General features: G+C 65.4%; 17 protein-coding genes, 1 pseudogene, 2 CRISPR repeat arrays and 1 riboswitch (1 of these 21 only partly in view). Of the genes and pseudogenes, 9 read left to right on the forward strand and 9 right to left on the reverse strand.

Going from position 1 to position 20,242, the window contains the following annotated elements; translation table 11 throughout:
* A CRISPR array of direct repeats spans positions 1 to 810; the repeat unit is 28 nt; unit sequence GTCCTGTCACCCCATGAGGGGTTAGGAG (it extends 756 nt beyond the left edge of the window).
* An 82-nt stretch (positions 811 to 892) separates the two neighbouring features.
* The gene (locus tag THITH_RS17650) at positions 893 to 1,846 is read left to right on the forward strand and encodes an IS1595 family transposase (protein WP_006748793.1); all 954 of its coding nucleotides are present in this window, start codon (positions 893 to 895) and stop codon (positions 1,844 to 1,846) included.
* Positions 1,847 to 1,901: 55 nt separating this feature from the next.
* Positions 1,902 to 3,083: direct repeats of the CRISPR family, unit length 28 nt; unit sequence GTCCTGTCACCCCATGAGGGGTTAGGAG.
* 104 nt (positions 3,084 to 3,187) lie between these two features.
* Here THITH_RS17650 and THITH_RS05040 read toward each other — a convergent pair.
* A complete protein-coding gene (locus tag THITH_RS05040) occupies positions 3,188 to 4,897 on the reverse strand; it encodes a serine hydrolase domain-containing protein (protein ID WP_006748792.1) in 1,710 nt (569 codons plus the stop codon).
* A 182-nt stretch (positions 4,898 to 5,079) separates the two neighbouring features.
* Between THITH_RS05040 and THITH_RS19065 the strand changes: the two are divergent.
* Positions 5,080 to 5,229 (forward strand): annotated as a pseudogene (locus tag THITH_RS19065) (transposase); the annotation flags it as partial.
* 166 nt (positions 5,230 to 5,395) lie between these two features.
* On the opposite strand, the gene THITH_RS05045 reads toward THITH_RS19065, so the two are convergent.
* Positions 5,396 to 6,388: a hypothetical protein gene (locus tag THITH_RS05045; protein WP_006748791.1), complete on the reverse strand. Its 993-nt coding sequence runs from the start codon at positions 6,386 to 6,388 to the stop codon at positions 5,396 to 5,398.
* 1,379 nt (positions 6,389 to 7,767) lie between these two features.
* Here THITH_RS05045 and THITH_RS05050 point away from each other — a divergent pair.
* The 3 genes from THITH_RS05050 (at position 7,768) to THITH_RS19070 (ending at position 9,887) form a co-directional block, all read left to right on the forward strand.
* Positions 7,768 to 8,607 carry a hypothetical protein gene (locus THITH_RS05050; protein ID WP_006748790.1) on the forward strand — a complete coding sequence of 280 codons (840 nt, stop codon included), beginning with the start codon at positions 7,768 to 7,770 and terminating at the stop codon, positions 8,605 to 8,607.
* 184 nt (positions 8,608 to 8,791) lie between these two features.
* A complete protein-coding gene (locus THITH_RS05055; protein ID WP_006748789.1) occupies positions 8,792 to 9,451 on the forward strand; it encodes a TMEM199/VMA12 family protein in 660 nt (219 codons plus the stop codon).
* Between the two features lie 205 nt (positions 9,452 to 9,656).
* Complete coding sequence (locus tag THITH_RS19070; RefSeq protein WP_084222621.1) at positions 9,657 to 9,887, forward strand: hypothetical protein; 231 nt, start codon at positions 9,657 to 9,659, stop codon at positions 9,885 to 9,887.
* A gap of 264 nt (positions 9,888 to 10,151) precedes the next feature.
* Here the strand turns inward: THITH_RS19070 and THITH_RS05060 are convergent, their stop codons facing one another.
* From THITH_RS05060 to crcB (THITH_RS05070), 3 genes are read right to left on the reverse strand one after another with little or no spacing between them, the layout of a single operon-like run.
* Positions 10,152 to 10,487, reverse strand: coding sequence for a DUF190 domain-containing protein (locus THITH_RS05060; protein WP_006748788.1), 336 nt, complete (start codon positions 10,485 to 10,487; stop codon positions 10,152 to 10,154).
* A gap of 10 nt (positions 10,488 to 10,497) precedes the next feature.
* Positions 10,498 to 10,893, reverse strand: a complete 396-nt coding sequence (gene crcB / locus THITH_RS05065; protein WP_006748787.1) for a fluoride efflux transporter CrcB — start codon at positions 10,891 to 10,893, stop codon at positions 10,498 to 10,500.
* On the reverse strand, positions 10,890 to 11,279 hold the full coding sequence (gene crcB / locus THITH_RS05070; protein WP_006748786.1) for a fluoride efflux transporter CrcB: 390 nt from the start codon (positions 11,277 to 11,279) through the stop codon (positions 10,890 to 10,892). The genes crcB (THITH_RS05065) and crcB (THITH_RS05070) overlap by 4 nt, the downstream gene beginning before the upstream one ends.
* A gap of 135 nt (positions 11,280 to 11,414) precedes the next feature.
* Between crcB (THITH_RS05070) and THITH_RS05075 the strand changes: the two genes are divergently transcribed.
* Positions 11,415 to 12,803 carry a serine hydrolase domain-containing protein gene (locus THITH_RS05075; protein WP_006748785.1) on the forward strand — a complete coding sequence of 463 codons (1,389 nt, stop codon included), beginning with the start codon at positions 11,415 to 11,417 and terminating at the stop codon, positions 12,801 to 12,803.
* A 75-nt stretch (positions 12,804 to 12,878) separates the two neighbouring features.
* Here THITH_RS05075 and THITH_RS05080 read toward each other — a convergent pair whose 3' ends face one another.
* From THITH_RS05080 to THITH_RS05095, 4 genes are all read right to left on the reverse strand, one after another.
* Positions 12,879 to 13,643: an ABC transporter permease gene (locus THITH_RS05080; protein WP_006748784.1), complete on the reverse strand. Its 765-nt coding sequence runs from the start codon at positions 13,641 to 13,643 to the stop codon at positions 12,879 to 12,881.
* Entirely contained in the window at positions 13,640 to 14,602 is a 963-nt protein-coding gene (locus THITH_RS05085; protein WP_025367294.1) for a daunorubicin resistance protein DrrA family ABC transporter ATP-binding protein, read from the reverse strand. The genes THITH_RS05080 and THITH_RS05085 overlap by 4 nt, the downstream gene beginning before the upstream one ends.
* 105 nt (positions 14,603 to 14,707) lie before the next feature.
* Positions 14,708 to 15,334 carry a TMEM165/GDT1 family protein gene (locus tag THITH_RS05090; RefSeq protein ID WP_025367295.1) on the reverse strand — a complete coding sequence of 209 codons (627 nt, stop codon included), beginning with the start codon at positions 15,332 to 15,334 and terminating at the stop codon, positions 14,708 to 14,710.
* A 113-nt stretch (positions 15,335 to 15,447) separates the two neighbouring features.
* A riboswitch (yybP-ykoY riboswitch) is annotated at positions 15,448 to 15,568 on the reverse strand.
* 209 nt (positions 15,569 to 15,777) lie between these two features.
* Positions 15,778 to 16,515 (reverse strand): rhodanese-like domain-containing protein, encoded by a 738-nt coding sequence (locus tag THITH_RS05095; RefSeq protein WP_006748781.1) that lies wholly within the window; start codon positions 16,513 to 16,515, stop codon positions 15,778 to 15,780.
* An 837-nt stretch (positions 16,516 to 17,352) separates the two neighbouring features.
* On the opposite strand from THITH_RS05095, the gene THITH_RS05100 reads away from it, so the two are divergent.
* From THITH_RS05100 to THITH_RS05110, 3 genes are all read left to right on the forward strand, one after another.
* Positions 17,353 to 17,727 carry a hypothetical protein gene (locus THITH_RS05100; protein ID WP_006748780.1) on the forward strand — a complete coding sequence of 125 codons (375 nt, stop codon included), beginning with the start codon at positions 17,353 to 17,355 and terminating at the stop codon, positions 17,725 to 17,727.
* Positions 17,728 to 17,995: 268 nt separating this feature from the next.
* Positions 17,996 to 19,381, forward strand: a complete 1,386-nt coding sequence (gene mgtE / locus THITH_RS05105; protein ID WP_006748779.1) for a magnesium transporter — start codon at positions 17,996 to 17,998, stop codon at positions 19,379 to 19,381.
* Positions 19,382 to 19,467: 86 nt separating this feature from the next.
* Positions 19,468 to 20,136, forward strand: coding sequence for a TorF family putative porin (locus tag THITH_RS05110; RefSeq protein WP_006748778.1), 669 nt, complete (start codon positions 19,468 to 19,470; stop codon positions 20,134 to 20,136).
* Positions 20,137 to 20,242 lie beyond the last annotated feature (106 nt).

Here is a 20,242-nt window from a genome sequence, read left to right on the forward strand (position 1 = left end):
CGCTCAGGCCCGTCCTGTCACCCCATGAGGGGTTAGGAGATCCTCGCCATTCGGCGTGACGACACCGCCTGTCAGGTCCTGTCACCCCATGAGGGGTTAGGAGACTGGGTTGGTGGTTCGCTCCTGATCGGCGATAGCTGGTCCTGTCACCCCATGAGGGGTTAGGAGGCATCCATCAGCGGGCTTTCCGGCGCGAGACCAACCAGTCCTGTCACCCCATGAGGGGTTAGGAGACGAGCACCGTATCCTGGTGGTGGAGGTTGAGACGTGTCCTGTCACCCCATGAGGGGTTAGGAGTTGGCCCACGCACTCCTCACCCGTGCCGATAAATTGGTCCTGTCACCCCATGAGGGGTTAGGAGGCCGCTGCGATAATGCCCAGCGCCTCCCCGATCCTGGTCCTGTCACCCCATGAGGGGTTAGGAGGAGCAGGAGGAAGCGGCGGCATACCGGCAGCAGCTTGTCCTGTCACCCCATGAGGGGTTAGGAGCGAATCCCGGATCCACGCCCTTGGGCACGGTGACCAGTCCTGTCACCCCATGAGGGGTTAGGAGGCGGCCCTGTGGCCGCGTCGCCAGTGGTCCGAGCACGTCCTGTCACCCCATGAGGGGTTAGGAGTGGTGCTCGTAGTCGATGGGGATCTCGGTGCTGCGCGTCCTGTCACCCCATGAGGGGTTAGGAGCCGGTCTGGTCCATGCAGCAGCGCAGCACGCGGTAGGTCCTGTCACCCCATGAGGGGTTAGGAGTTGATTCGGCTCACGTTGCAGTTAATACCCTTCACGGTCCTGTCACCCCATGAGGGGTCCTGATTAGCAACGAGAGTCCGCCAGGATCACTCTGTGAGCCACCACCGGGCGTACGCTGAGGCTACACGTCGAGCGGAGGGTGGCACCATGGCACAGAATCGGATCCAGTTTCAGCCGGGGATGTCGATGCCGGAGTTCCTTGCGCAGTACGGGACGGAGGCCCAGTGCGAAGCGGCGCTGGAGCGGGTCCGCTGGCCGGAGGGCTTTCGCTGTCCGCGCTGCGGCGGCCACGCGCACTGTGTCCTGCGCAGCAGCCCGCGCAAGGTGTTTCAGTGCAATGCCTGCCGGCATCAGGCCTCGCTGATCGCCGGCACCGTGATGCAGGGGACGAAGCTGCCGCTGACCACATGGTTTCTGGCCATCTACCTGGTCAGCCAGGCCAAGACCGGGATCGCGTCGTTGGCGCTGAAACGGCACTTGGGCGTCAGCTACCCCACCGCCTGGGCGCTGAAGCACAAGCTGATGCAGGCGATGACCGAGCGGGAAGAGCGCTACACGCTCAGCGGCACCGTGCAACTGGACGACGCCTACCTGGGAGGTGAGCGGACCGGTGGCAAGGCCGGGCGAGGCTCGGAGAACAAGGTTCCGTTCGTGGCGGCGGTGTCGCTGACCGACGCGGGCTGCCCCCTGCGGGTCAAGCTGACGCCGGTGGCGGGATTCAGCTTCCAGGCCATCACCGAGTGGGCCCGCGCGTATCTGACCCCGGGCAGCACGGTCCACTCCGATGGTCTCGCGTGTTTCAACGCGGTCACGATGGCCGGTTGCCGGCACCAACCGACGGTCGTGGCCGGGCGCAAACCCAAGGACCTGCCCCAATTCCACTGGGTCAACACAGTGCTCGGCAACCTGAAGACCAGCCTGAGCGGGAGTTACCATGCCTTTGCGTTCTCCAAGTATGCCCCCCGCTACCTCGCGGCTTTCGCCTACCGGTTCAACCGGCGCTTTGATCTAGCCGCATTGCCGGGACGCCTCCTGGTTGCCGCGGCGCACTGCAGGCCGCTGCCCGAGCAGTCCCTGAGGCTGGCTGACTCTCGTTGCTAATCAGGTGAGGGGTTAGGAGTTCGGGGCCTGCGGCCTGCCCTGCTCGGCGTCATCGGTCCTGTCACCCCATGAGGGGTTAGGAGATTTTCTGTTCGACGATGACGGCCGGTACAGCCGCGAGGTCCTGTCACCCCATGAGGGGTTAGGAGACGGCGACGGTTCGGTGACTGCGGTTTGTGGGGCCGTCCTGTCACCCCATGAGGGGTTAGGAGGGCGACGCCTACGGGGTCGGGATGCTGACGCAGCTCGTCCTGTCACCCCATGAGGGGTTAGGAGTGGGCGAAGACCTGGCCGGCCGGGACCGACGAGGGGGTCCTGTCACCCCATGAGGGGTTAGGAGGTTGCCCGGCAGTCGCGGCGCTGGGCCGCGTAACTCGTCCTGTCACCCCATGAGGGGTTAGGAGAGCGCAACGGTATCCTCGAGATCGACGCCGAGCGCCGTCCTGTCACCCCATGAGGGGTTAGGAGGAAGCGGCGATGCGGGAGCCGGTGGCATGGGCAATCGTCCTGTCACCCCATGAGGGGTTAGGAGATCATGTGGCGGAGCCACTCGGGGTCCATCGTCTGCGTCCTGTCACCCCATGAGGGGTTAGGAGACCTCGGTCGGCCGCCAGATCATGCCGTTCTCGACGGTCCTGTCACCCCATGAGGGGTTAGGAGCTGTTCGAGCGGCACATCATGCGCCGGCGGTTGCTGGTCCTGTCACCCCATGAGGGGTTAGGAGTGCATGCCGGCGACGGCCGACGCGACGATTTCGGCGGTCCTGTCACCCCATGAGGGGTTAGGAGACATTCAACGGCCCCGCGTTGCAGCGCGTCGATGTGGTCCTGTCACCCCATGAGGGGTTAGGAGCGTGCCCGGGGTCCGCCCCGGAAATGACGCCTTCGCGTCCTGTCACCCCATGAGGAGTTAGGAGGGTTTCGATTCCACTCGGAGGCGGGCGCAATGGGAAGTCCTGTCATCCCATGAGGGGTTAGGAGGCCTTCTCCCGCTCCTTCACGACCCGCTCCACCTCGGTCCTGTCACCCCATGAGGGGTTAGGAGGAGTACCTGGAGGCCGCGCAGGCCAAGGGAGACCCCGTCCTGTCACCCCATGAGGGGTTAGGAGACCGCCGCGTTATTGTTATCCAGCGCCAATTTTGGCGTCCTGTCACCCCATGAGGGGTTAGGAGGAGACATCGAGCCCCTGAAAGCGGATGTGCTGCTTGCGTCCTGTCACCCCATGAGGGGTTAGGAGAGCGCGCCGTCGACGTAGGAAATCTGCATGGTTCCAACGCGTGGTGAATCTGAAGGGTGACCCCTTCCCAGCCGGCAGTCGTGAGTGTTACCCGCGGCAAGCCGTCAGCGCAGGGCGCTACGGTATAGATCTACGCCGTCCACGTTGGCTCGAAGTGCACGCCCATCCACGACATCGCGAAAATGGACGGTTTCTCCGCCTTGAGCCTCGGGAACGCGGAACCACCCGGTATGCTCGAGCGGTTCGAGTCGTTGTTCGCGGCCGCCGGGCTGAATCAGCAGCAACTGGCCGCGGCGGTGGATCACGCGGCGCTCGGGAATCCAGGGGCTCCAGGACTGATACCGCCCGGGATAGGCAAGCCAGTCTTCGGGCAGATCGAATTCCCATTGCCCCGGATACCGCGCGTTCGCAAACCACTGGGCCCCGTGGGTGGCATGGGTCACCGTTCCCGCGGAGCGTTCGAAGCCGAGCAGAAACTGCTCGAAGCGCGGAATAGGGGCCAGAAAGCGGTCCTCACCGCGACGCAGCAGTCGAACGCTCCGGTTCCCCTGAACCAGGTACAGTCGCCCGCCGCGGGCCATGAGGTCGAATCCGTCCCCGTCGGGGGAGCGATACCGACCCGCGTACTGCGCCGCGTGTGGTACTCGGGTTGGGTCGATCCGCGGCAGTCGTGGCAGGGGGGCGCGAGCCCGCGACGCCCGCAGCACCTCCAGCGCAAACGCGGCGACCGCGGTCGGGTCCCCCGGCCCGTTCAGCATGACGACGGCGCCGATGCCATTGGGCAGGTCACCGAGCATCTGCGCCGAATGTCCGATCATCGCACCGTAGTGACCGATGGTTCCCTGCGCGCCGATTTCGAGACCGAGGCCGTGACAGCTGGGTCCGCGGGGCGGGGTCGCGCAGGTTGTCATCTTGCGGAACGACTGTTCATCCACGATGCGCCCTCCGTCCGGAGTGATTCCGTGGTTCAGGAGCATTCGCAAGAAGACCGCAAGATCACCGGCGGTCGCGGCAACGCTGCCATCGGCATCGCCGTACTCGAACCAGGGCGCCGGAACCAGCGGATCAGTGGGCTGGGGAGGCCGGTCGGCGTACTTCGACACGTAGCCGACGGCAATCCGGGCCCGCGCCTGATGGGTGATCGCCGGTTCACTCGCGTGCATGCCCACCGGCTCGAACACGCGCTCGCGCAGCAGTTCTGCGAAGGGCCGGCCGCCGACTTCCTCGAGCAGGTAGCCGAGCAGCTGGTAGCCGACGTTCGAGTAATGGAAACGCTCGCCGGGCGGCGTTCTCATTGGCAGGTCACGGGCGGCGAGCACGCGGTAGGGAGAACTCGGGATGTCGTCGCGGTCGGTGGGCAGTCCTGATGTGTGGCTGAGCAGGTGCTGCACAGTGATGCCCGACAGCGACGAGGGCGGATCGAGCCAGGGAAGGTGGTCCCCGATGGTGCTGTCGATGTCGATGCGTTTTTCGCCAGAGAACTGCAGCGCGAGAAGTGCCGTGAAGGCCTTGGAGATCGACCCGATCGGGAAGAGCGTCTGCGCAGTGACCGGCTCGCCGCTCTCCAGGTTCGAGTAGCCGTAATGGAACTCGTGAACCAGCCCTTCGGTGTCGGTCAGTGTCAGCGTCAGGGCCGGCGTCCCCAGCGCTTGCATGTAGCGGATGACGAACGCATTGATCAACGCGGCGGCCGGGGGCGGCAGTCCCGCCACGGGCCGGCTTCCGCTGTCGGCCGATGCCGGATGCGGAATCAGCAGGGTGATGGACAGCAAGGTCATCCCCAGTACGGCCGAGAGTCGGGCCAGGTGGCACATGGGCAGCCTCCGGTGCGCGTCCCCGCTCTTCGGGCAGGTTCGACGCCATTGTGCTGGAGCCTGCGAATTGCGTCACGGGCACACTATATGCGGCCCCCACGTTTTTGGCCGTCGCGGTGGTGGGGTCGTAGGCTTTCAGCGTCGGCGCCCGCATGGAATCGAACCGAAAAGGAGGCAGGGAGATGCCGCAACCGCGTTCCAGTCTGGTCAGTCGGAGCGATACCCCTTGGTACCACGTGGTCTCGTGCTGTGTGCGGCGGGCGTATCTGTGCGGGGAGGATGTCCATTCCGGGCGGAGTTTCGAGCATCGACACGGGTGGATCGTGGAACGCCAGGAGCACCCAGTCCCAGCTTGCGCAGCATCCTGGGAGTCTGGCATCGAAAGCGGTTGGCATGTTCCGGGACGCGGCATCGTTCGGTCATTGTGGTGGGAATGATTCCACGCATTCGGAAGGTCGGCGAATCTTTCGAATGTGTTGCCGTGCGAACCGTTTGAAATCAATCGATGTTAAGGCTCCTGAGGTAGAACTGCGGGCGGTATTTGCCTTTAAAAGACGAGTGTGTTCTTGTTTCCGAAGTAGAGGTGTCCACCACCTGAAGGCTGCCGGAGAGCAGGTCCAGACAAACGCTCGGTTGGGTCGAATTGAAAGCGAATGTGAGCTGCAATTCCGAGCGGCTGTCCGCGGATTCGCTAGGTGTGATATCGACGATCGCACTTCTGGCCACGGGGAACGCGGTGGACGGTTCGACCCACTTCACCGGATACCCTTGCCGGAACGACGGGCGGGCATCCGGCGATCCCGCTTCGGGAATGGTTTCGGCGATGATCTCGCCGGAGAAGTCACAGCGTGTGGCCTGCGGAATGCCTGGATCGTGTGTGTTGAAATCGGTCCATTCTGCCAGATGCACGCGGCCGGTTTGCCGGGGTCCTAATCCGAGGAAGCCAAGACTGACCTGCTGCACACGACCGCCGGGTATTGATGCTGGTGGCCATTCGACGCTTCCACCGGCCTGGAACACCGTCGCCTTGGTATTTGCGTCCCAGCCGAATACGGTCACCCCGAGATTGCCGCAGGAGGCTGGCGGCCACCGCTCTGAGACTAGCCGAATCTCAAAGACTGCCTGGCTGATTTCGGAGTCTCTGTGCGGTTGATGGCTCCAGATGGGCTGAACCTCGGGGATCGCGATGGACTGTCCAGCGGCAAGGCTGAACGGTACCGGATCGCCCACCTGGGTCGGGTTTTCGGGGTGGGTGTGGTCGTAGAGCACCAGGTGGCCGGAGTACCGGCACGGGCTCTGCTGCCGAACGTGGGTCGTCTCGTGTCCGATCAATATCACAAGCCCTTGCGTCATTGACAACCCCACCTGACGCGCCAGCAGAATGTGCTCGCGAACTTCGGCTTGGGCAGGTTGAGCGGTAAAAGCGAATGCAAGCAGACCGAGAACCCCGACCCAGACGAGGGTTGGCACTGCATGTCGATGTGCGGACATCGGCGATTCCCTCCTCGGTGGGCGGGCGCTGGAAAGCCCGGAATCGCTGCCATCAGTCGCGGGATGTCGAGTGACCGGCCCCGCCTGGAATCTCAAATGAAGAATAGTCCCTGGAGGCTGAGGCTGCCGGTATCCGTCTGGGTATGGTGGAAATGCCCTGTGATCAGATCCGAAGCCTGATTACGCCCCTGCACCTGCTAACGACCGCAACCCTGAAGTACCTTGGCGAACGTAATCCGCATGACAACCGGGTACCCGCGGCGGTTTCGGCCGATCTTTCTAATCGAGACCGACGCGTCCTGCGACGGTCTGACTGAACAAGACTGGGTGGGGAGGCGCCTGGCGATGGGGGAGCCCGCGCCACCGAGTCTGGTGGCGCGGGGTTGACCAGACGCCCCTTGGAGACGGTGTGGCGATGTCACTTCGAAGTGCAGTGACAACTCTTGCCAAGGGGTCCGCAGGTCAGCCCATCGGTGCAGTGAGCGGCGAAGTTGTCGCAACCTTTCCAGTGCGGGCCGTTCCAGCAATAGCACTTGGTCGAGAATGGCGGGCACCAGAGGCCTTGCCCTCCACCCGGCGCGGCGAGCGTCATGGGGCCTGTACGCCCCGCTGCCGGAACGTCTCGTGCCGCGGATTGCCGACACCAATTCTGCAAGGCCGCCATTTGTTCCCGCGGGATCCTTGCGACTGCGCGCCCTTCGCTGCGAGCGAAATTTTCGGCCGCGCAGATCCGCTCCGTTTCAGTCTGCGCGCGAAAGGTCGTTTGGGACTGCGCGGTTGGTACTGTGGCTAGCAAGAGTGCGAGGGCGAGGAATGCCGAGAAAGCGCGAAGTGTGTTGCGGATCATAAGTCACCTCCCGGATGGGCTCGGACGGGGGGATGGACCTGGCGGGCGATCCCGCAGGATGTGCCGCCGCCCGAGTGCGCCCATGGACAGAGTATAGTAAGAAAGAATCAGAAGTGATCTGCGGACCATTCGTATCCGGAGATGACGCCGCCCGCCCTGCGGCGAGAGCGGCGGCGGTATGGTCGCTTATGTTCGCGTGGGTTGGTTCCACCGGACCGCGTTCCCGCAGCGCGAGGCCGGCAATGTCCAACACCTACCAACAACGAGGCCCTCACGCTGTTGGCCGCCGGTTCATCCGCACCGCCGGGCGCACATTGCACCGTTTCGGCCGAGCGATCGGTACACTTGAGCGCCTGACCGAACGCTGCGTTTCCCGCAATGTGGCCTGTTTGCGAGGGATCCGGGGGCGCTCCGAACGTCGCACGGCGGATGACGCTGCACTCTTCCGCCTTTGCCCCGAGAGAAGCCGTGTCGTTTGACGTTGAACAGAGTGGTGGCGCAGGAATTAGTGGACTTTTAGGGGGGGCATCGGATGTACATTCCACGGGCATGGGCACGCGAAACGCGCGAAGCGGCGCTGCGGGACGGGCGCACCGTTCCGGTATCGGCATGGGGCTGGGGAGACGATTCCGCGCGGGCGCGGGCCAAGGCGTTGGAACGGCTGGAGCGGGCACTCGAGCGCATTCGCAGCCGCAAGCCGTTTCCGCGTCGTTACGAGTACGAGGCCCGACCGCTGCGCGAGGAGTTGCTGCAGACGGTCTCGGGCACGGACTCGAATGAGACTGTTGGCATCGTGACCCGGAACCGCTACGGCGCGCAGGTGCTGAACGCCGTGCAGCTCCTGTTTCTGGACGTCGACCTGCCGCCTCGTGGGTTGTTTGCGCGACTGCGGCAGTTGTTCGCCAGGACGACGCCCGAGGAGCGGGCATTGGCGCAGCTGCGCGGGGCGCTCGAACGCGATGGCCGGGCGACGTTCCGCATCTACCGGACCGCGTCGGGGTTTCGCGTGATGGCGGTGGACCGGCCGTTTGATCCGGCCGGCTCGGAAACCTGGGAGCTGATGCGCAGCACCCGCTCGGACCAGGCGTATGCCCGGCTCTGCCGCTCGCAGAAGTGCTTCCGCGCGCGCCTGACTCCCAAGCCGTGGCGCTGCGGCGTCGCGAGGCCGCCAGGGGAGTTTCCGCGCTCGGAGCGCGAGGCCGAGCAGGCGTTCGCCGACTGGCTGGCGGATTACGAACAGGCTTCGGCCCGGTTCGCCACCTGCCGCTACCTGGAGACGATCGGTCATGGCCGAGCCAGCGGTGATGCGCGGCGCTTGCAGGAGCTGCACGACCGGATGACCCGATGCGAAGAGCCGCTGCCGCTGGCCTGAAAGTCCGACGCCGAAACGTCGTGATCCGCCATTGCGGTGCCTGGCGGGGCACGGCCGCATGATCCCTTCACTGGTCGGCAACGAACTCCAGTAAGCGATCCGGCGCCTGCGCGATCGGCTGGTGCCGGGGGAAGGGCTTGCCGCCGTCGGTCTATGCTGTTGGGGGATTTCCGAGGGGGGCGCGATGCCGGAGACGCATGTAGCGGAGAGCCATGGCGCGAGAACGCAGGGGTGGTCCGCCATCCTGCTTGTGGCGGCTGCGCGACTGCTCCTGCTGGTCGGGGTCCTGGGCGCGATCGGGTACCTGTGGCTGGCCGTTGCCCTTGGTGCGGGAACGGGGCAGGCGTGGATCGAACGGTCGGTGCTGATGTCGGGTGTTGCGTTCGCGTTGTACTGGATACTCGGGTGGTGGCGCTACTACGCGGCATATCGGCGCGTGCTGCTGGCCATCACCGGATTGGCCGTTGCGCCCGCGCTGGTGCTGGTCCTCGTGATCGAGCCCTGGCAGCGCGCCGACATGCAGCGGCAGAACGCGATCCATGCCAATCGCACGCATGCCGAGAACGCGATCGAACGCTTCCCCTGCCCGGACGGCGCGCTCCTGGTGCTGACCCCCTGGATTTTCCTCGTCGACGGTGACGGGCTGCGCCGTCTGGTCGAACTGAGGCTGATTCCGGCGGACCGGCAGACACCCTCGCACCTGCTCCTGCGCCACACTGCCAGCGGCGGTCTCGCGCACCGCGAGGAACTCGCGGATCACCGGGACAGCGTTATCGCCTGTATCGGAAGCTCCGACGCACTCGACAGGCTGGTCCGGAAGATGGGCGAGGGGGGCTACCAGTGATCCGGCGCCAGAGCGAGGCTCAGGCGCGGCCGGCGAATGAACACGGCAGTCTTCGGGTTCAGCGGATTCCGGATCCTCGCAGCAGCGATCTGGTGTGAATCCCCGCATGGCCGATTCGGCCCGCGTCTAGGAGCCTGTCGGACTTGGGCTGCTCCTGCTGCGCCGGTGGGAATGGCGGTGCATTTTTCCCTGATTTCTCGTTAGCGTGAAAGTCACGGCCTGTCTCGTGTCCCGGGCAACCCGTAGGGCGGAAGAGCGCAGCGTCATCCGCCGCTCGGCATTCGCGCCTCCCCGGCGCCTGCGGCAATCCGGGCGCCGGATGGCGGATGACGGCCTTCGGCCTCTTCCGCCCTACGCGTCCATCATCGGGGGGTGGCCGCTGGTCATGACAGTTAGCGTGAAAGAACCCGCGGCGCGCGTCCGGGGTGACCTGTAGGGCGGAAAAGCGCAGCGTCATCCGCCACGTGGCGTTCGGATCACCCCGCGCGGCCTGCGGCAACCCCGGCGTGGGAATGGCGGATGACGGCCCTTGGCCTCTTCCGCCCTACGCCTACGCCTCTTTCATCCTCAGGGGTGGCTGCCCGCGCCATGACAGTTAGATAGAACCACTATGCGCCTCGAAATCATGAAAAACTGCCCTCGCTCTCCCACGGGGCTCGCTATGGGCACCCAAGTCCGACAGGCTCCTAGGGAGGCGCAATCATCCGCTACGGCCGTAGCGCAGCACCCGGACCTTTTCCAGAGTCACCAGGCCGCTCGTCATCATCGGGTCGAGCAGGGGCAGGAAGGATTCGATCCTTTCCACGCTGTCGACGATCTCGATCACCAACGGCAGGTCCTCCGACAGCTGCAAGATCTTGGTCGTGTGCAGGCGGCTGGAATGGCCGAAGCCCATCGGGCCGCGCAGCACCGTTGCGCCCGCGAGCCCCGACTCGCGAGCCTTCAACACGATCGCCTCGTACAGCGGCCGGCCGTCGAAGCGGTGGTCCTCGCCAATGAAGATGCGTGCGAGCAGGGCGTCTTCGGGAATTTGCATTTACGATCTCCTAACGGGGCAGGCGGTTGATGCGAACGGCGAGAATGTGGCCGAGCCAGACGGCGACCAGCGACGCCGCGAGCGAGCCCAGTACATAAAGCGTAGCGGCCGTCGGGGTACCCGCCTCGACGAGTTCCAGCGTCTCGAGACTCAGCAGCGAAAAGGTGGTGTAGCCGCCGAGGAAGCCCGTCATCACTGCCTGGCGCGCGGTGCCGCCGACGAACAAGCGGCCGTCCGGGTCGGTGAGCGTCGCGAACAGGCCGATCAGGAACGACCCGGTCACGTTCACGAACGCGGTCGCCAGCGGGTGGGCGAGGCCGAGGCCCTGCACGAACGCGAGCGCGACGAGGTAGCGGGTCGTGCCCCCCAGCGCGGTGCCGGCCGCGATCGCGAGATAAACCTTCATCCGGTCACCAGCCGAAGGCCCAGCCATGCGGCGGCGAGACAGAGCCCGGCCGACAGCACCACGTTACCCGCGGCCGGCAGCCACTGCCGGTTGCGCGCGAGCTGCAGGGTCTGCAGCGAGAACGACGACACCGTGGTGTAGCTTCCGAGAAAGCCGAGCAGGAGCAGCTGGAGCAGGAACACCGGCATCGCGCCGGCCATCGCGACGGTGATCCCGAGCAGCAGCCCTGCGGCCAGCGCACCGCTGACATTCACCACCAGCGTGCCCCAGGGAAACGTTTCGCCGACGTGCCGGGCCACCAGCCCGGAAAGCCAGTAGCGTGCCATCCCGCCCAGCGCACTGCCGGCCAGCACCCAGGGCCAGGCGTCGGTTCCGAGTCCGGTCATCGACGTATGCCCCGGAAGGGGTTCTGCTGCAAACTCTCCGAGGACGGGCTGCGCATCGTAGAGTCCCTCGTGGGCCAGCGGCTACGATAAGGGCCGGGCCCCGATCCGCCAAGGGTGGAGCTGACCATCTCGCAGATGAACGATCATGAACTGCTCGACCTGCTGGCCGAACTCGCCGGCGAGTTCGACGTGCCCGGCGTTGCCGCCGGTGTGTGGCACGCGGGAAAGGTGATTTTCGCCTGTCACGGGGTGACGAGCATCGAGAACCCTTTGCCGGTCGATGCGCACACGCTGTTTCAGGCGGGCTCGGTCGGCAAGACGTTCACTGCCACTGCGTTGCTGATCCTCGCGGAGACGGGGCGCGTGGAACTGGACGCGCCGGTGCGCCGCTATGTGCCGGAACTGCACCTGGCGGATGCAACGGCAGCCGCGCAGGTCACGGTGCTCCAGCTGCTGAACCACACCGCGGGCTGGGAGGGCGATTTCTTTCCGGACACCGGCGAAGGCGATGATGCACTTGCCCGTTACGTGTCCCGTCTCGACGAAGTCGCGCAGTTGACACCGCCGGGTGCGGCTTTCTCGTACAACAACGCCGCGTTCTGTCTTGCAGGTCGCGTGATCGAAAACGTGACGGGGGACACCTACGAGCACGCGATTCGCCGGCTGATCCTTCTGCCACTGGGGCTGCGCGAGTCGTTTTTCTTTCGCGACGAAGTCATGACGCGCCGGTTCGTCGTCGGACACAAGCCCTCGGCGGACGCTGCGTTGCAGGTCGCGCGGCCCTGGGCGCTGCCGCGCAATGGCGCGCCGGCCGGCGGCATCGTCACCAGCATCGCCGATCTGCTCGCATGGGCCCGATTCCATTCTGGCGACGGTCATGCTGCGGACGGCAGGCGGGTGCTGAGCGAGTCCGGGCTGCATGCGATGCGCGAGCCCACCGTGCAGATGCCCGGCAGCGCGATCGGCGATGCGCTGGGCATCGGTTGGTTCCTGAGCGACATGGGCGGCGCGCAGCTGGTGGGCCATGACGGCAGCACGAATGGCCAGGAGGCCAGCCTGTCGTTCCTGCCAGAACAGGACTGGGCGCTGACGCTGATGACCAATGCAAGTCCGGGAGGGCTCGCGCTGAACCGAATCGCGCGGCAGCGCGTGCTCGCGGCGTGTACAGGCATCGTGGACGAGGATCCTGAACCCGTGTCGGCTGCGCTTGGCGCGCTCGCCGCGTATGCGGGCGAGTATCGCGCTGGCGGCATGCGTTGCGTGGTGGCCGACGACCAGGCCGGAGGCCTGGCATTCACCCTGCACAACGATCCGGAGCTGCTCGCGTTGATGTTCGAGATCGACGAAGCGCCGCGATCCCAGCCGACGACTCTGCATGTCGGCCTTGTGGCCGGGCACGCCGATCGATACGTGTTCGCGAGCGGCCCCGCGCAGGGCGTCACCGGATATTTCATTCGTGACGGCGATGGCCGCGTGCGGGCATTGCATCTGTTCGGGCGGTGGCTGCCGCGTCAGCCTTCGTAGCCGCCAGGAAGGCGGGACGACCCGCCGCGCGGCGACGACCGTGTGGGTCTGTGCCTTCGTGCGGCCCGGGTGCGGTCAGCCCCGCGCCAGGCGCCGGTTGAGGGCATAGACCGATAGCGGCGCGAACACCAGCGCGATGCCGAGGGCCCAGAGCAGGGACCATAGTGCCGGGGCGGCGGCCGGGCCGCCGCTCAACAACGCGCGTGCGGCATCGGCCAGCAGGGATACCGGGTTGGCGTACACGAAGCCCTGCAGCCACTCGGGCATCGTCTCCACCGGGACGAACGCGGAGCTGACGAAGGTCACCGGGAACAGTGCGGTGAAGCCGAACAACTGCACGTGTTCCGGATCGCGCGCCATCACCCCGACCAGCACCATCACCCAGGAGAAGGCGACGGCGAACACCAGCACCAGCAGGATCATGCCCAGCAGGTGCGTGACGGAAGTCGCCAGGCGGAATCCGAGCAGGTAGCCCACCGCCAGCAGCAGCCCGATGCAAAGCGCCTGCTTGACCACGTCCGCGAGGATGCGGCCGGCCAGCGGCGCCCAGCGCGGGATCGGCAGGGCACGGAAGCGGTCGAACACGCCTCGGGTCAGATCGGTGTTCAGGCCGTGGCCGACATAGACCGTGACGAATAGCATGTTCATCACGATCACCCCCGGCAGCACGAACTCCAGGTAGTCGTCCGGCGAGCCGGCAATCGCGCCGCCGAATACGTACAGAAAGAGCACCAGGAACAGGATCGGCTGGATGCTGTAGTCGCCCAGCTCCCAGGGGTTGCGCCGCACCTGCACCAGGCTGCGCCAGGCCAGCGTGAATGTCTGCTGCAGGCCGTTCATGCGGCGTCCTCTGGTTCACTGCGCTCGGACTGTCTGCCATGGCCGGTCAGGGCCAGGAATACGTCGTCCAGGCTCGCCCCGCGCAGCCCCAATTCCCCGACCTCGATGCCGGCGTCGTCCAGTGCCCGCAACACCGCCGGCACCAGCGCCGGGTTCTGCACCGGGGCGCTGATCTGGTCGCCGTCCACCTGCACCTGCACCCCCGCGATCGCGGTGATGTGTTCCGCAGCGCGTGCGGCCAGCGCTGGGTCGGACACGGTCACCGACAGCGTGCGCGCGCCCACCCGCGCCTTCAACTGCGCTGCGGTGCCCTCGGCGATCACTCGGCCCTGATCGAGCACCACGATCGAGTCGGCCAGCGCATCCGCCTCCTCCAGGTACTGGGTGGTCAACAGGACGGTCGTGCCGTCTTCCTGCAGCTGGCGGACGCGCTGCCACAGGTCGCGCCGTGCGCGCGGGTCCAATCCGGTGGAGGGCTCGTCCAGGAACAGGATGCGCGGACGCCCGACCAGGCTGGCGGCCAAGTCCAGCCGCCGGCGCATGCCGCCGGAGTAGGTCTGGGCTGGCCGGCGCCCGGCGTCGGTCAGGGAAAATTCCGCCAGCAGGCTGTCCGCACGCGCTTTTGCTTCCGCGCGCTTCAGCCCCAGCAGGCGGCCGATCAGGATCAGATTCTCGCGCCCGGTCAGCTTCTCGTCGACCGACGCGTACTGGCCGGTCAGGCCGATGATCTCACGGACCCTTGCGGCTTCCCGAACGACGTCGAAGCCGCCCACCCACGCCTGCCCCGCGGTGGGAGTCAGCAGCGTGGCCAGGGTGCGGACCATCGTTGTCTTGCCAGCGCCGTTCGGTCCCAGCAGGCCCAGCACCTGGCCGGTGGACACATGGAGGTTCACGCCGTCCAGGGCGCGGGTGCCGGCGAAGTCCCGCACCAGCCGTTCCACTTCGATCGCGCTGCTCATCGACCCCCCGTCCCCGGTACCCACGCCCATTCAATCGACGCAGCCGCCCGAAGGCAAGCGGCGGGGCAGGGCCGGGATCGGCGCCGCAAGAAGTGGTGCGCGAGGCTACTCGTGGTTTTCCGCCGCCCCCAACAGCATCCCCGAGAGATCCGGCAGGCCGAGATCGGGCATCCAGCCGCCGGCCTCGGCCCAGGTCCACAAGCCGATCAGCAAGAACAGTCCGGAGGCCACGTAGCGCATCGGGGCGGCCGGGATGCTGGCGGCGAAGCGCTTGCCGAGAATCAGCGCCGGCGTGGTGATCAGCAGGATCCCCACCGTAGCCCCCAGCACCACCGGCAGCAGGGCCCCGGAAGCGCCGGCCAGCGTGATCACCGCCAGCTGGGTCTTGTCGAACATTTCGAACAGGAAGAAGGCGATTGCGGCCGCGAAAAAGGCGCTGCGGGCGCGGGTGTCCTTTTCCACCTCCTCGTCCTCCGGGATCAGTACCCAGACGGCCATTGCCAGGAAGGCGGCCCCGACCACCCAGAAATGCCAGTCGGTGGCGATCACTGCGAACAGCCAGATGCCGGCCACCGCAGACAGCAGCTGGTTCAGGAACAGGCCGGCGGCCATGCCCCAGAAGACGGCCCAGGCGCTGCGGCAGCGCATCCCGAACAGCGCGGCCAGAAACATCGAACGATCGCCGATCTCAGCGACGGCGACGGCCAGGATCGAAAGCAGGAAGAGTTCCACAGAGGTCATTCCGGGCGAGCGGCGCGACGCAACCGGTGACACCGCCATCGCCGCCCGCCCATGGGCCAGGCTCGCGCGAACGCGAGCCGGATGTCGGTGCCACAGGTCTCGTCAGGCCGTTCGGCGAAGACGCGCTCAGGCGCCTTCAAACGGCTGCACACGCCACGGCCAGGCGGCCAAGTCTGTTGACGTGCGCCCCCGGCCCGCGAGGCCGAGGCGACTACTCCCCTGAGGGTGCGCGAACTATAGCCAGGGCACGAAGGGCCTGTCCAGCGGTCAATGCGCGCCTGTGATGGCGTGAGGGATGGTGCAGCGTGCCCCAGCGATCCATGATAAGCCCGAGACCGACGGGATCGGGTTCGCGGCTGCCGTGATCCAGAGGGCCGCGGGTGAACGAGCGCCCGCGGCCCTGTCTTGAGGGGACTACGACGTCCCGGCGAAGATCAGTCCCACGCGTAGAGGTGCGCCATGTCCTGGTAGATCAACCGAGGGAGCAGGCGTGTCTCGTAGGGCAGGCCGTAGTGGTAGCGCCAGCCATTCTTGTCACGGTCGTCGATCTGCCCGTCGTGATTCAGGTCCACGATGAGATTCTCGCGGATCGGGTTGCCATCCTCATCGAAGTCCACGATCTTCGGCGCAGTCAAATGGATGCCCACGAAACCCTCCCAGATGTTGCGCACCTCGGTGTAGCCTGCGTCGGTCAGCAGGTTGGAGGCACCGACGCTGCGCACGCCGGTCCGGCACAACACGTAAACGGGTCTGTTCTTGTCGGGGATGGTACGCTGCACGTACTCCACGAAGGCAGCGTCGTCCTGGGCGATACGCTCGCCGCGGCTTACGCAGGCGCCATCTGGGTGGCGCGCGGGATTCTCCGCGTTGCAAGCGTCGTATATGAAGGGATAGGGCGCATTGTACGCGCCTTCCGGGTGGCCTGCCTTGTACTCGGAAATGCTGCGCACGTCGAGGATCACAGGCCTTTCCGAGGGGCGTGACCAGTTGCCGCGTTTCACCACTGCGTTCAGGAATGCTTCGGCTGGGCTGATCTGCGAATGGTAGTGCCCGCAGAGGCCGGAACGGCTTTCGTCAAAAGGGCAGGGCGGCTCTTCCGCCTGGGTGATGGTGGCAAATCCTGCGGTGATCGCGGCCACGATCACTGCTGCCTGCTTTGGCAAAATCGACATCAATACCTCCTCTGGAGCGGTTACAGCCGTTCGGCTGCTCGACCGCTAATAAATATCGATAATCGGATCGGATGACGGTGCAGCCTTTCCGCGTGTTGCCGGATCAGTACGCTTCGCCAATGAGCGGCTTTGAAGCTGACCTTCCAAGCGGAATGACTGGTCGCCAACAGGATCGTCAGGGGCTTCCCCATAAAGCCCATCAATGAGACGTTCACCTGGTCCGAGGTATTCCAGTAGAGGTATTCCAGTATGCGTAGGCGTTCTATCCTGGGCGGTCATGAACTCTGCCAGCCCTTGTCTGTTTCCGGCTGTGTTGGAGAGGTGCGGGGTGGCGGCAAGAGGCAGGATCTGCCCCCGGAACCACGGGCAGGGAACGACCAAGGGAAGGGTTTCATTCGTGGAGCGCAGCCCCTATAATCGCCCGCGTTTTCAGCCCGAGCTGGGGACATACTCGAGGCAACAGAGGCCATTCTTGAATGGACAGTGACAGTAGTCGACCTACACATGTGAAGGCCGGTAGCGGCCTGAAACGGGTGTGTCGCCTGTCGCATCGGGAAGCACCGGGGGTCCGGGCCATCTAGCCCGCCCTGAATTGCCCCGGCGCGCCGCGACAGCACCGACGGCACGCAGGGGAGCGCATCCTGCCGTTTCCGATCCCGGGTTCCTCCGGGCCGGGAAAATCCCCGCGTCTGCGCAAAGGCTGATGCCCATTCGGGTGTTGCCAGCGCCGCCCGTTTCATCCCTGCCACCGCTCTTCGCATCCCGTTCCGCATCCCCGATGTGGTCACGAGATTGTGCGCCGTTTTCGGCGGCAGCGTTCCGGCTAGGAGAAACGAGATGAACCAGCTCTATGCAGGGACCGGAACCCCGGCCCACTATTCCGCTCACGAAGCCGTCACCGCGGCCCCGATCCTTTGGCGCGACGAACGTCCGGATGCCGCGTTCGAGGTCGTGCGTCGGGCATTGCGCAGCGGCGAGGCTGGCACCGGACGGCTGCGCCTGATGCAGCTTACCGGAAGTGTTCAGGCCGACGTGATGCGGCAGCTGCCATTGGAGGACGCTGCCCACCTGGCTCGTGGTCTGAGCAACTATGCGCTGGCGACGATCTGCGAACGGCTGCCGGCTTCGACCGCGCGACCGATTCTGCGGTCGCTACCCGATTTCAAACGCCAAGGCGTGGAGATGATCCTCGCGCACCGGCGCAATCTTTGACCCCGACGACACGAATCCCAAGACCGCCGGCTGCCGGCCGCGGACCACGGAGGTGACCCGAATGCCCGACGACCCTGGGCCTGAAAAACCCCCATCGACCAACGCCCTCCTCGCGGGGGGCGTAAAGCCAGTGCCCGCCTTCCGGTGCCCGGAGGGCGGCTGACGTCTCCCGTACCCGTTTCCTCGTGAAATGCATGGGAGGTGCAGCCTCCCCGTGCGCGATGAAGGTGGGCGATCAGCCTTGCCTTTGGATAACGAGGAAACCGAAATGAACCCGGAAACCTACACTCACCTGCACGCCGGTGATTGGCACCGCGCACACGCCCTGCTCGCACGCGGGGTACCTGCCGAAACCGCAAGAAATCTCGCGGAGCTCGATCTGGACGACCGCTGGGAAATCTTCCAGTTGATCGAGAGCAAGGAAGCCCTGGCCGTATTCCTGCACATGGATGACGAAGAGCAGGCCAACCTGCTCGAGACCATGGGCCTGGACGAGGCGCGCAAACTCGCGAACCACCTCCCGGTCTATACCTTGGCCCGGACCTACGAAATCCTGCCTCGCCAATACGGCGACGCGATCCTGGATAACCTGTCGCATGCCCGCCGCGACGCGGTCCTGGCGATCCTGCGCCACCCCGTCGATAGCGTGGCGCGAGTAATGCGCACCGATTTCGAAGTGGTCGATGGCGGCACGTCAGTCGCAGACGCATTGCAGCGGCTGCGTGCGAGCACCGCGCTCAGCGACGACGTGGTATCGCTGCTGTTCGTCACTGATGCCGAGGGGCACTACCTCGGCTACGTGCGCCTGTCCTCACTGATGCGTGCGGAACCCGGCACAGTCGTGGGCAGCATCGTCGAATCCCGCAACAACCGGATCGCGCCGACGGACAACAAGGTGGATGCAGCCCGCATGCTGCAACGCACGAACCTGCCGGTGCTACCGGTGGTGGATACGGCCAACCGCCTGGTCGGAGTGATCCGTTTCGACGATGCGATGGACGTGCTGGAGGAAGATACCTCCGAGGACGTGTACAAAAAGGCGGGGATCGGCGACCTGATCCACAACAAAGACGTTGTGCGTTCCGAAAAGCTCACCTCCGGTGGCATTGGTTATCCGGTCAAGGTGCGCCTGGCGTTTCTGATGGTGACCCTCGCGGGTGGCCTGATGGTGGGCGGCGTGATCGATTTCTTCGAGGATACGCTCGCTGCGATCGTGGCCTTGGCCATCTTCATCCCCCTGGTGATGGACATGGGCGGCAATGTCGGTACCCAGTCCACCACCATCTTTGCCCGAGGCCTGGCGCTGGGGCACATCGACCTGGGCCGCTTTTTCCGCACCCACATGGTACGTGAGGCCATGGTGGGTTTGGCGATGGGCGCGGTGATTGCCGTTCTCGCGGGTACGATCGCGTACTTCTGGCAGGGAGCTCCCAACGATATCCCCCAACTGGGCATCGTCGTGGGCGTGGCGTTGTTCTTCTCCGTCTTCACCGCTGCCCTGCTGGGCTTCCTGCTGCCCTGGCTGTTGGTGAAGATCGGTGTCGACCACGCTCCGGGCGCCGACCCCTTCATCACCACCATCAAGGACTTCACCGGCCTCGCGGTGTATTTCGGCATGGCGGCCTGGCTGCTGTCGGCGCATATGCCCGTCTGAAACCCGATGCAAACGGTGCGCCCACACTCTTCGGAGGTGTGCGCACCGAATCGAGATATCGAACGAAAATTGCAGAGACCATAGAGATGACGACCAAAACGCACAGCAAGAAAACGATCCGCTTCCTGAGTCTGTCGATGACGACCCTGGCGCTGGGCCTGGCCGCTCCCGTCGCCGTTCAGGCGGATCTGGAGTTCCACGTCGGCGTGTTCAGCGATTACATCGACAATGGGGAATCCAAGTCGGACAACAACGCCGTCGTCCAGGGCGGACTGGAGTACAGCCACGAATCCGGCCTGTTCGCGGGGGTGGCGATGTCCACCCTGGGATCGGGCGAGGGGCAGGAAGTGGTTCCCTTCATTGGCTACGGCTTCGGTCTGGGCGAACTGGGCTTCGAGCTGGGCTACGAATATTTCTACTACACGGAGGGAGACGACCGCTACGAAGGCGAGATCTTCGCCGGGGTGGAATACGGGCCCTTCTACGCTGAGACCAGCCATATCGTCCGTGCCCACGACCGGGACACGGAAGGCGACACCGTGTACCTGGTGGGCGCCAGTGATGAATTCATGACCGACACCTTCTTCGACGTGGCGCTCGGTTACGATAGGCCGCGTAACGACGACAACGCCACCTTCTGGAGCCTGGGTGTCGGGCGCAGCCTGGGAGTGGGCGAGATCTCGCTTACCTATGCCTCGCGCAATGAAAGCGATGCCCAGAATCTCTTCGTGGCTGGTTACACAGTGAGCTTCTGACGCGCCCAGCCAAGGCATTCAGCTGCGGGCCGTCTTCCGGGCCTCAGAGCCGGAACGCGGCCCGTTTTTGGTCCAGCCTCCCCAGCGGTGGGAGAAAGGAAACGCG

Source organism: Thioalkalivibrio paradoxus ARh 1 (assembly GCF_000227685.2).
Classification (GTDB): domain Bacteria; phylum Pseudomonadota; class Gammaproteobacteria; order Ectothiorhodospirales; family Ectothiorhodospiraceae; genus Thioalkalivibrio; species Thioalkalivibrio paradoxus.